The 11,144-nt window shown below is 56.7% G+C and carries 11 protein-coding genes and 3 tRNA genes; 6 read left to right on the plus strand and 8 right to left on the minus strand.

Annotated features, from left to right (window positions below; translation table 11 throughout):
* Nucleotides 1–55: 55 nt before the first annotated feature.
* From NNN71_RS05970 to NNN71_RS05980, 3 genes are all read right to left on the minus strand, one after another.
* Nucleotides 56–132 (minus strand) — tRNA-Met (locus tag NNN71_RS05970).
* A gap of 44 nt (nt 133–176) precedes the next feature.
* Nucleotides 177–253, minus strand: a tRNA-Met gene (locus NNN71_RS05975).
* A 48-nt stretch (nt 254–301) separates the two neighbouring features.
* A tRNA-Met gene (locus tag NNN71_RS05980) sits at nt 302–378 on the minus strand.
* A 208-nt stretch (nt 379–586) separates the two neighbouring features.
* On the opposite strand from NNN71_RS05980, the gene mltA reads away from it, so the two are divergent.
* Nucleotides 587–1,684 (plus strand): murein transglycosylase A, encoded by a 1,098-nt coding sequence (gene mltA, locus NNN71_RS05985; protein WP_271458082.1) that lies wholly within the window; start codon nt 587–589, stop codon nt 1,682–1,684.
* Nucleotides 1,685–1,808: 124 nt separating this feature from the next.
* The gene (gene tcdA, locus NNN71_RS05990; RefSeq protein ID WP_271458083.1) at nt 1,809–2,621 is read left to right on the plus strand and encodes a tRNA cyclic N6-threonylcarbamoyladenosine(37) synthase TcdA; all 813 of its coding nucleotides are present in this window, start codon (nt 1,809–1,811) and stop codon (nt 2,619–2,621) included.
* Here tcdA and csdE read toward each other — a convergent pair.
* Together csdE and csdA are read right to left on the minus strand one after the other, a co-directional pair.
* The gene (gene csdE / locus NNN71_RS05995) at nt 2,606–3,055 is read right to left on the minus strand and encodes a cysteine desulfurase sulfur acceptor subunit CsdE (protein WP_249022821.1); all 450 of its coding nucleotides are present in this window, start codon (nt 3,053–3,055) and stop codon (nt 2,606–2,608) included. The genes tcdA and csdE overlap by 16 nt on opposite strands.
* Nucleotides 3,055–4,260 carry a cysteine desulfurase CsdA gene (gene csdA, locus NNN71_RS06000; protein WP_249022822.1) on the minus strand — a complete coding sequence of 402 codons (1,206 nt, stop codon included), beginning with the start codon at nt 4,258–4,260 and terminating at the stop codon, nt 3,055–3,057. Before csdA ends, csdE begins: the two co-directional genes overlap by 1 nt.
* A gap of 191 nt (nt 4,261–4,451) precedes the next feature.
* Between csdA and NNN71_RS06005 the strand changes: the two genes are divergently transcribed.
* The 4 genes from NNN71_RS06005 to rlmM all read left to right on the plus strand — a co-directional run bounded on the left by NNN71_RS06005 (nt 4,452) and on the right by rlmM (nt 7,460).
* Entirely contained in the window at nt 4,452–4,679 is a 228-nt protein-coding gene (locus tag NNN71_RS06005; RefSeq protein WP_163446322.1) for a YgdI/YgdR family lipoprotein, read from the plus strand.
* Between the two features lie 352 nt (nt 4,680–5,031).
* On the plus strand, nt 5,032–5,949 hold the full coding sequence (gcvA, locus tag NNN71_RS06010; RefSeq protein ID WP_167575123.1) for a glycine cleavage system transcriptional regulator GcvA: 918 nt from the start codon (nt 5,032–5,034) through the stop codon (nt 5,947–5,949).
* A 22-nt stretch (nt 5,950–5,971) separates the two neighbouring features.
* The gene (locus tag NNN71_RS06015; protein ID WP_163446320.1) at nt 5,972–6,367 is read left to right on the plus strand and encodes a DUF423 domain-containing protein; all 396 of its coding nucleotides are present in this window, start codon (nt 5,972–5,974) and stop codon (nt 6,365–6,367) included.
* On the plus strand, nt 6,360–7,460 hold the full coding sequence (gene rlmM, locus NNN71_RS06020) for a 23S rRNA (cytidine(2498)-2'-O)-methyltransferase RlmM (RefSeq protein ID WP_163446319.1): 1,101 nt from the start codon (nt 6,360–6,362) through the stop codon (nt 7,458–7,460). Before NNN71_RS06015 ends, rlmM begins: the two co-directional genes overlap by 8 nt.
* A 72-nt stretch (nt 7,461–7,532) precedes the next feature.
* Here the strand turns inward: rlmM and xni are convergent, their stop codons facing one another.
* From xni to NNN71_RS06035, 3 genes are all read right to left on the minus strand, one after another.
* Nucleotides 7,533–8,288 carry a flap endonuclease Xni gene (xni, locus tag NNN71_RS06025; protein ID WP_167575124.1) on the minus strand — a complete coding sequence of 252 codons (756 nt, stop codon included), beginning with the start codon at nt 8,286–8,288 and terminating at the stop codon, nt 7,533–7,535.
* Nucleotides 8,289–8,400: 112 nt separating this feature from the next.
* Nucleotides 8,401–9,768, minus strand: coding sequence for an L-serine ammonia-lyase (locus NNN71_RS06030; RefSeq protein ID WP_065358092.1), 1,368 nt, complete (start codon nt 9,766–9,768; stop codon nt 8,401–8,403).
* Between the two features lie 53 nt (nt 9,769–9,821).
* On the minus strand, nt 9,822–11,111 hold the full coding sequence (locus tag NNN71_RS06035; protein WP_065358091.1) for an HAAAP family serine/threonine permease: 1,290 nt from the start codon (nt 11,109–11,111) through the stop codon (nt 9,822–9,824).
* Nucleotides 11,112–11,144 lie beyond the last annotated feature (33 nt).

Raw genomic sequence — 11,144 nt, forward strand, 5'->3', positions numbered from 1 at the left:
GTACTTTCGCTGGATAACAGGCAAAAAAAAACACCCTGATGGGTGTCATTTTAATTGGTTGCGGGGGCCGGATTTGAACCGACGACCTTCGGGTTATGAGCCCGACGAGCTACCAGGCTGCTCCACCCCGCGTCCGTCTTTACTCTTCATCGAGTAAACTTGCATCAGATTTTAATTGGTTGCGGGGGCCGGATTTGAACCGACGACCTTCGGGTTATGAGCCCGACGAGCTACCAGGCTGCTCCACCCCGCGTCCGTCATTACTCTTCCATCGAGTAACGTTACTGCTTCTGATTTTAATTGGTTGCGGGGGCCAGATTTGAACTGACGACCTTCGGGTTATGAGCCCGACGAGCTACCAGGCTGCTCCACCCCGCGTCCGTGGATGCGCACTATACTCTGCTGAGCATTTGTTGCAACCCATTTTTGATATAAAGCTCTCATTTTTTTATGAGTTGTGCGTATTAGGCACAATCTGAACGTTTTTTGTTCGAAATTATGACAGGGCTGCGCAATCGCATTTCAATACCCCTGGCGGTTTGTTATCTTCAGCGGGCACTTTCGATTATGCGGAATACAAAACACCATGAAAGGACGTTGGGTAAAATATGTGGCAACGGGGGCAATGCTGGCAATGCTGGCCGCCTGTTCGTCAAAACCGACCGATCGCGGTCAACAGTATAAAGACGGGAAATTCACCCAGCCTTTCTCTTTAGTCAATCATCCTGATGCCGTCGGCGCGCCGATCAACGCGGGCGACTTCGCGCAGCAGGTGGGCCATATCCGTAGCGCTTCGCCGCGTCTGTATGGCAATCAGAGCAACGTATACAACGCCGTGCAGCAGTGGCTGCTTTCCGGCGGCGATACCCGTACCCTGCGCCAGTATGGTATCGATGCCTGGCAGATGGAAGGGACCGACAACTACGGCAACGTGCAGTTTACCGGCTACTACACCCCGGTGGTGGAAGCGCGCCATACGCGTCAGGGCGAATTCCAGTATCCGATTTACCGTATGCCGCCGAAGCGCGGCAAGCTGCCGTCTCGCGCCGGGATTTACGCTGGCCAACTGAGCGATGCTTATATTCTTGCCTACAGCAATTCGCTGATGGATAACTTCATCATGGACGTGCAGGGCAGCGGTTATATCGATTTCGGCGACGGCTCGCCGCTGAACTTCTTCAGCTATGCCGGCAAAAACGGCTGGGCCTATAAGAGCATCGGCAAGGTACTGATCGATCGCGGGGAAGTGAAGCGCGAAGATATGTCGATGCAGGCCATCCGTCACTGGGGCGAAACCCACAGCGAAGCGGAGGTTCGCGAACTGCTGGAACAGAACCCGTCGTTCGTCTTCTTTAAACCGCAGTCTTTCGCCCCGGTGAAAGGTGCCAGCGCCGTGCCGCTGGTAGGGCGTGCGTCGGTGGCGGCTGACCGTAACGTGATCCCGCCGGGTACCACGCTGCTGGCGGAAGTGCCGCAGCTGGACAACAACGGCAAATTTAACGGTCAGTACGAGCTGCGCCTGATGGTGGCGCTGGATGTCGGCGGCGCGATTAAAGGCCAGCACTTCGACATCTATCAGGGCATCGGCCCGGATGCCGGACATCGTGCAGGCTGGTATAATCACTACGGACGCGTGTGGGTGCTGAAGTCATCCGGCAGCGCGGGTAACGTATTCAGCGGCTAATGGCCCGATGGCGTATCCGGTCTACACATTAGCGCGTAGGCTGGATAAACGAAGCGCCATCCGGCAGTGGAATGGCGCTCAGGGCGGCATTGTCCGCTCTTTTTGTTTTTAACTCTGAGGTTCTATGTCTGTGGTTATCAGTGACGCCTGGCGCCAGCGTTTTGGCGGCACGGCACGTTTATACGGTGAAAAGGCGCTGCAGGTGTTTGCCGATGCGCACGTTTGCGTGGTTGGGATTGGCGGCGTTGGCAGTTGGGCGGCGGAAGCGCTGGCCCGCACCGGTATCGGCGCTATCACGCTGATTGATATGGATGACGTGTGCGTGACCAACACCAATCGCCAGATCCATGCGCTGGGCGGCAACGTTGGCCTGGCAAAGGCTGAGGTGATGGCTGAACGTATTCGCCTGATTAATCCCGAATGCCGTGTGACCGTCATTGACGACTTTGTGACTCCGGATAACGTCGCGGAATATCTGGGCGTGGGCTACAGCTATGTGGTGGACGCTATCGATAGCGTGCGCCCAAAGGCGGCGTTGATTGCTTATTGCCGTCGCTATAAAGTGCCGTTGATCACCACCGGCGGCGCGGGCGGGCAAATCGACCCGACGCAGATCCAGGTGAGCGATTTGGCGAAAACCATCCAGGATCCGCTGGCGGCCAAGCTGCGCGAGCGGCTGAAAAACGATTTTGGCGTGGTGAAGAACAGCAAAGGTAAGCTGGGCGTGGACTGCGTCTTTTCCACCGAAGCGCTGGTATACCCGCAGTCCGACGGTTCTGTGTGTGCGATGAAAAGTACCGCTGAAGGGCCAAAACGGATGGACTGCGCCTCAGGCTTTGGCGCGGCGACGATGGTCACCGCGACCTTCGGTTTTGTCGCGGTATCCCATGCGTTGAAAAAGATGCTCGCGAAAGCGGAGCGTCAGGCCAGCGCCTGACGCGCGGCATCAATCATTGCGTCATTCAGGGCCGTCAGGCCCTGACTGCGTGAGGCGCTCAACTGGCCGCGTAACCCGAGCTCATCGAAAAAGTCGAGCGGGCTGGTAGCCAGAATCGCTTCCGGGCGTTTGCCTTCCGCGGCGGTCAGCAGCACCGCCAGCAGGCCGCGCACGATCCTGCCTTCGCTATCGCCAAAGAAATGCAGCGTTCCATCAGCCTCCAGCGAGTAGCCCAGCCAGACGCGGTTTTCACAGCCGGGAATCTCTTTGGCCTGCGCTTTGAGATCGTCCGTCAGCGAGGGGAGCTGTTTGCCCAGCAGAATCAGCTGCCGGTACTTCTCTTCCCATTGGCTAAGTGCGCCAAACTGTTGCCGTAATGCCTCAGGCGTTACGGTGGTGCCGAACGGGTGTTCGGCGAGCAAAGGAGTCGTCATTAATCCACCAGAAGTTCGAGCGCACGGTCAACGGCGTTGACCAGCGCGTGTACATCGTCTTGCGTATTATAGGGGGCGAACGAGGCGCGCAGCGTGCCGCTGACGCCCAGTGCCGCCAGCAGCGGCTGTGCGCAGTGCTGGCCGGCGCGCAGGGCGATCCCGTATTCCGCCAGCAGCGTCACCATGTCACTGTGATGAACACCCGCAAAATCAAAGGCTAACAGGCTGGAATCCTGGCAGCGGAAGGAGCGGAACCCCGGGCGTTTTGCCAGCTCATCTTCCGCCAGCGTCGCTAAGCCCCGACTCCAGGATTCGGCCTGCACGATATCCACCTCAGACAGCCATTCCAGCGCCGCGCTCAGGCCAATGACGCCCGCTACGTTCGGCGTGCCTGCCTCCAGGCGGTACGGCACCGGCTGGGTGGTAAAGCCGTTGAAGGTCACTTCGCTAATCATTTTGCCGCCGCCCAGCCACGGGGCCATGGCATCCAGCAGTTCGCTCTTGCCATAGAGTACGCCGATGCCGGTCGGCCCGTAGAGCTTATGGCCGGAAAAGGCATAGAAATCGATATCCAGCGCCTGCACGTCTGCCGGGAAGTGCACCGCGCCCTGTGCGCCGTCAACCATCACCACCATACCCGCCTGATGGGCGAGAGTAATCGCGCGCGCCAGATCCGGACAGCCGCCGGTGACGTTCGACATTTGCCCCAGCGCCAGAATGCGGCTGCGCGAGGTGATCAGCGTGGTGAGTTGTTCGACGTCCGGCAGGCGGTTAGCGCCAAGAGGCAGTTGCACCACCTTCGCGCCAGTTTGCTCCGCGACCATCAGCCAGGGCACCAGGTTCGCGTGGTGCTCGGCGGTGCTGACGATAATTTCGTCGCCCGGCTGCAGGCGCGGGCGCGCGTAGCACTGGGCCACCATATTGATGGCTTCCGTCGTGCCGCGTGTCCAGACAATGTCTTTGCCTCGAGGGGCGTTTAGCCAGCGGGCGACCTGATCGCGCGCGGCTTCGTAGCGCGCGGTCAGGCGCTGGGCTTCGGCGAACTGGCTGCGATGGACGTTCCCCGCGCTCAGCGAGTAGAACTGGTTTGTCGCCTCGATCACCGCCTGGGGTTTTAACGCGGTGGCGGCGCTATCAAGGTAAACCCCGGCATCGTGCAGGGCGGGAAATTGCGCGCGAAACTGCGCGGGGTTGAAAGCGTTCATGGTATTCCTCGGTTCAATCAACCGATCGTGGCGCAAAATGAGCATTGATACAAGGTTTGTGCCAATCCTCGGAATCGTCTGGTTCTGCTGGCACTATCCGACCAGTGTCTTATGCTAAATAACGTTAGGCAAATATTTTCGCCTGTTATGAAATGAGCTTTAGATAGCATAAATCGCTAAAGGAGAAGAAGATGAAAAAGACTGCCGCAATGATTTCTGCCTGTATGCTGACGTTTGCCCTGAGTGCCTGTTCTGGCCCAAACTACGTGATGCACACCAACGATGGTCGTAGCATTGTTTCCGAGGGCAAACCGCAGACCGATAAAGACACTGGTATGATTTCTTACACCGATGCCAACGGCGTGAAACAGCAAATCAACCATAGCGATGTGAAAGAGATGGTGGCGCTGGAGAAATAGCGCGCCGAATCGCAGGCAAAAAAAAGCACCGCAATTAGGCGGTGCTACATTAATCACTATGGACAGACAGGGTAAATGTACAGGAAGTGAAAAAGGGTAGCCTTGCTACCGTGATCTGAATTGCAGACCAATTGCAAACACAACAACACAACATCACAACCGTAAGCCAAAAGCCCTTCAGAACACGCATTCCAAAAAAGGCTTCTCGTTCCGGCTCAGGAAGTGCCGCCATCATAGGTATTTGCTGGTAGAAGCTCAACGGACAAATTATAATGTCTCAGATAAAAAAAACTAATAGGTTAACTGTTGTTTCCTATTTGTTAAATTCAATTAACAATTGGGTTCTGGGACCATGTCAAAGCGTTTGCCACCTCTTAATGCATTACGTGTATTTGATGCAGCCGCGCGCCATTTAAGTTTCACCCGCGCGGCCGATGAGCTTTTTGTGACGCAGGCCGCAGTAAGCCACCAAATCAAGTCTCTTGAGGATTTTTTGGGGCTGAAGCTGTTCCGTCGGCGCAATCGTTCGTTGCTGCTGACTGAAGAGGGGCAGAGCTATTTTCAGGATATCAAAGAGATCTTTTCGCAATTAACAGAGGCAACGCGTAAACTACAGGCACGCAGCGCGAAAGGGGCGCTTACCGTCAGTTTATTGCCCAGTTTTGCGATTCAATGGCTGGTGCCGCGCCTCTCAAGCTTTAACTCAGCTTATCCGGGAATCGACGTCAGAATCCAGGCGGTAGACCGTCAGGAAGACAAGCTGGCGGACGATGTCGACGTGGCGATTTTCTACGGTCGCGGCAACTGGCCGGGGTTACGCGTCGAAAAACTGTACGCGGAGTATTTACTCCCGGTTTGCTCTCCTCTGCTGCTGACCGGCGATAAGGCGCTGAAAACCCCCGCCGATTTAGCCAAACATACGCTGCTGCACGATGCTTCCCGCCGCGACTGGCAAACGTATACGCGCCAGCTGGGGCTCAACCATATCAACGTACAACAGGGACCGATCTTCAGCCATAGCGCCATGGTGCTACAGGCTGCCATCCACGGACAGGGGATTGCGCTCGCCAACAACGTGATGGCGCAGTCAGAGATTGAGGCAGGCCGTCTGGTATGCCCGTTTAATGATGTTCTGGTCAGTAAGAATGCGTTTTATCTGGTTTGTCATGACAGTCAGGCAGAACTGGGTAAAATAGCGGCCTTTCGTCAGTGGATTCTGGCGAAAGCGGCCCATGAGCAAGAAACTTTTCGTTTTCGTTACGAACAATAAATGAATTTAGGGTAATACCATCATGACCAGCCGTTTTATGCTGATTTTTGCCGCTATCAGCGGTTTTGTCTTTGTCGCACTGGGCGCGTTTGGCGCACACGTGCTGAGCAAATCGCTCGGCGTTGTTGAAATGGGCTGGATCCAGACCGGTCTGGAGTACCAGGCGTTTCATACGCTGGCGATTTTTGGCCTGGCGGTGGCGATGCAGCGCCGCATTAGTATCTGGTTCTACTGGAGTAGCGTATTTCTGGCGCTGGGTACTGTGCTGTTCAGCGGTAGCCTGTACTGCCTGGCGCTCTCTCATTTACGCCTGTGGGCGTTTGTTACCCCGGTGGGCGGCGTCAGCTTCCTCGCCGGTTGGGTGTTGATGTTAATTGGTGCCATTCGACTTAAGCGTAAGGGTGTTGTTCATGAATAAGGTTGTGCTGTATTGCCGCCCTGGGTTTGAGAAAGAGTGTGCTGCGGAAATCACCGACAAGGCCGGGCGTCGTGAGGTGTTTGGCTTCGCGCGCGTAAAAGATAACTCGGGCTATGTGATTTTCGAATGCTATCAGGATGGTGACGCCGATAAGCTGGCGCGCGAGCTGCCGTTTAGCTCGCTCATCTTTGCTCGCCAGATGATCGTCGTCGGCGAGCTGTTAAAAGATTTACCGCCAGAAGACCGCGTCACGCCGATCGTCGGCATGCTGCAAGGTGTGGTGGAGAAGGGCGGCGACCTGCGCGTAGAGGTGGCTGACACCAACGAAAGCAAAGAGCTGATGAAGTTCTGCCGTAAGCTCACCGTGCCGCTTCGCGCGGCGCTGCGAGAGGCGAAAGTGCTGGCGCCGTACGAGACCACCAAACGTCCGGTGGTACACGTGTTCTTTATCGCGCCAGGTTGTTGCTATACCGGGTACTCCTATAGCACCAACAATTCACCGTTCTATATGGGCATTCCGCGTCTGAAGTTCCCGGCCGATGCGCCGAGCCGTTCTACGCTGAAGCTGGAAGAGGCGTTCCACGTCTTTATTCCCGCCGACGAGTGGGACGAGCGTCTGGCAAACGGCATGTACGCGGTTGACCTGGGCGCTTGCCCCGGCGGCTGGACCTATCAGCTGGTGAAGCGCAACATGTGGGTTTCCTCAGTGGATAACGGCCCGATGGCGCAGAGCCTGATGGACACCGGTCAGGTGACCTGGCTGCGCGAAGACGGTTTCCGCTATCGCCCGAACCGCAACAACATCTCGTGGATGGTGTGCGACATGGTGGAGAAACCGGCGAAGGTGGCCGCGCTGATGGCGGAATGGCTGGTTAACGGCTGGTGCCGTGAGACCATCTTCAACCTGAAGCTGCCGATGAAAAAGCGTTATGAAGAGCTGTCGCAGAATCTGGCGCACATCCAGGCAAAGCTGGACGAGCACGGTATTAACGCGCAGATTCAGGCGCGTCAGTTGTATCACGATCGCGAGGAAGTGACCGTACACGTGCGTCGCCTGTGGGCTGCCGTGGGTGGGCGTCGCGACGAGCGTTAATAACGCATAACCCGGTCGAATGTGATTTGCAGGCCGGATAAGGCGAAGCCTTATCCGGCCTGCGTCTTTACGCTATCTGTTGAGCCTGAGCTGCTGCAAATTGCCATCGATATGCAAATCGGTTTGCAGGCGCGCGATATCCCGGCACAAGAACGCCATTTCCCGATGCTCTTCCAGTTTCTTTCGCCATTTCTCCGGCACCTCATCCAGATGTTCGTACAGCGCTTCCAGCGTGGGGAACTGCGTTAGCAGTTGAGTGGCGCTCTTCGGGCCAATACCCGCGACCCCAGGTACTTTCGAGCTGCTAATTCCCGCTAGCCCCCAGTAGTCGGGCAGTTGTTGAGGCTGCACGCCAAACTCTTTTTCGATAAACGGCACGTCGAGCCAGCGCTTCTGGAAATAGTCGCGAATGCGCAGGTTGGGTGAGAGCAGCTGGCAGTAGCCTTTATCGGTGGAGACGATGGTGGCCTGATGTCCCGCGCCAGCAACTTTCACCGCCAGCGTGGCGGCTAAATCGTCGGCCTCGTTACCGCGAGATTCCCAGCAGCGTACGCCGCGAAGCTCAAAAGCGGCGCGCAGGGCGGGCATTTCGGCATGCAGATCGTCCGGCATAGGAGGACGACCGGCCTTGTAGTCAGGAAGTCGCTGATGCCGCCAGCCGCTGTTACGCGCTTCATCATCAAATACCGCTACCGCATGCGTCGGCTGGCTGTGCGCAATCAGCAGATCCAGCGCGTGCTGACAGGTTTCTACGCAGGGGGAGCCCTGAACGGCATGAATACGACGAATTAAGTTGAGTGCGTCAACGATAAGCAAATGGACGGCCACGGGCGTTCTCCCTAACAGATTGGGCGCTAAGGGTAACATTCAGGGGCGGGTGAGGCTATTGGCGGGAGATAAAACGGGAAGAGGCCTCGCAAAACGAGGCCTCTGGGGGACGTTAGTCGCAGGCTACCACTTTCATCGCCAGCCCGCCGCGAGAGGTTTCGCGGTATTTGGCGTTCATGTCTTTGCCGGTTTCGTACATGGTCTCGATAACTTTATCGAGACACACGCGCGGCACGCTGGTACGGCGCAGGGCCATACGCGCGGCGTTGACCGCTTTCACCGACGCAATAGCGTTACGCTCGATGCACGGCACCTGAACCTGACCGGCAACCGGGTCGCAGGTCAAACCGAGGTTATGTTCCATGCCGATTTCCGCGGCAATGCACACCTGCGCCGGGCTACCGCCAAGCAGCTCAGCCAGACCTGCCGCCGCCATGGAGCAGGCGACACCCACTTCACCCTGGCAACCCACTTCAGCGCCGGAGATGGAGGCGTTCATCTTGTAGAGCGAGCCAATCGCGCTGGCAACCAGCATATAGCGCGCCAGCGAGTTGGCGTTCACTTCACGGATAAACTTGTCGTAGTAAGCCAGCACTGCCGGAACGATACCGCAGGCACCGTTGGTCGGCGCGGTGACGACGCGGCCACCGGCAGCGTTTTCCTCGTTCACCGCCAGGGCAAACATGTTAATCCAGTCAACCACCGCCATCGGGTCGCTGCTGATTTTGTCCTGGCTGACCAGCATACGGCGCAGCGCGGCAGCACGACGCGGAACGCGCAGTTTGCCCGGCAATACGCCTTCGGTCGTGGTGCCGTGCTCGATTCCGCCTTTCATTACCGCCCAGACGTCAGCGAAGTGCTTTTCCAGCTCTTCTTTGCTGTGCAGCGCGAGTTCGTTCTGCATCATCAGGCCAGACAGCGACAGGCCGGTTTCCTGGCAGTGACGCTGTAAATCCGCGGCGCTTTTATACGGGTATGGCACGGCAACAGGCGCTTCAGTCTGTTGGCCGAAGTGCTCTTCGTCGACGATAAAACCGCCGCCGATGGAATAGTAGGTTTTGCTGTAAACGGCTTTGTCACCTGACAACGCGGTAATACGCATGCCGTTTTCGTGCAGCGAGAGGTTGTCGGCATGGAAGTTCATGCACTGATCAACCGGGAATTCCACTTCGTGCTGACCGTTAGCCAGCATCAGGCGGCCATGGGTATTCACGTCCTGGATAAACGCCGGAATGGCATCGATATCCACCGTATCCGGCAGATTCCCTGCCAGACCCATAATAATGGCGATATCGGTATGGTGGCCTTTACCGGTCAGAGAGAGTGAGCCGTAAACATCGACGACTACGCGAGTGATATCAGTCAGAATCCCACGCGCAATCAAGTCGTCCGTGAATTGTTTGCCTGCTTTCATTGGCCCGACGGTGTGTGAGCTGGAAGGACCAATGCCGATTTTGAAAATATCGAATACGCTAATCATGAGGCGTCCATTGTGTATCGAGGTGCGCCGCCCCGAAAGGCGGCGCAGGGGGATTAACTAAACAGAGAGTAGGAGATTGCGGAGATAGCGATGAGACCTACCAGCACAACGAAGACGTTGCTGATGTGACCGCTGTACTTACGCATTGCCGGTACTTTCTGAATCGCATACATCGGCATCAGGAACAGAATCATCGCGATGATCGGGCCGCCCAGGGTTTCAATCATGCCCAGGATGCTTGGGTTCAGGGTCGCCACAATCCAGGTGGTAACCAGCATGAACAGCGCAGTGATTTTGTTCAGTTTGTTGATTTCGATGGATTTGCCTTTGCTACGCAGAGACTTAATCACCATCCCGTTAAAGCCTTCACGTGCGCCCAGGTAGTGCCCCAGGAAGGATTTGGTGATAGCGATAATCGCGATAATCGGTGCCATCCAGGCGATAACCGGCGCGTTAAAGTGGTTCGCCAGGTAAGACAGGATAGAGATGTTCTGCTCTTTCGCCGCCGCCAGGTCCGCCGGGGACAGGCTCAGTACGCAGCTGAAGACGAAGAACATAACGGTCAGCACCATCATGATGTGGGCACGTGCCAGGATAGAGGAACACTTCTTCTCTGCGCCCTGACCGTACTCTTCACGCTTCGCCACCGCGAAGGAAGAGATGATCGGCGAGTGGTTGAAGGAGAATACCATTACCGGAATCGCCAGCCACAGGGTCATCCACAGGCCGTTGCCGGTAGAGGCCGCGCTGCTGAAGGACAGGGTTTCCAGTGCTGCGCCGCTCCACTGCGGGATCAGGTACAGCGCCAGCACCATCAGGGCTGCAACGAACGGGAACACCAGGATGCTCATCGCTTTAACGATCATCTGCTCACCGAAACGCACGATAGTCATCATACCGACGATCAGAATCAGCGACAGGATAGCGCGCGGCGGCGGCGTCATGTGCAGCTGGTGCGCCAGGAAGCTTTCCACGGTGTTCGTGATTGCTACGCTGTATACCAACAGGATTGGGTAGATAGCGAAGAAGTAGAGCAGGGTAATCAGTTTACCTGCGCCTACGCCGAAGTGCTCTTCAACGACTTCGGTGATGTCTTCGCCCGGGTTTTTACCGGACAGCACGAAGCGGGTCAGGCCGCGGTGTGCGAAGAAGGTCATCGGGAAGGCGAGGATAGCCATGATGATCAGCGGGATCATGCCGCCGACGCCGGCGTTGATCGGCAGGAACAGTACGCCCGCGCCGATCGCGGTGCCGTAAAGACCCAGCATCCACATCGTATCTGTTTTGCGCCATCCGCTAGCAGATTCTGCTGTGACGACCGTGCTGGTTTGAGTGTTTTCCATCTGTATCTCCTGGAGGAAGGAAAAATGCTAATT

Source organism: Kluyvera sp. Awk 3, from assembly GCF_028069715.1.
Taxonomy (GTDB): domain Bacteria; phylum Pseudomonadota; class Gammaproteobacteria; order Enterobacterales; family Enterobacteriaceae; genus Kluyvera; species Kluyvera georgiana_A.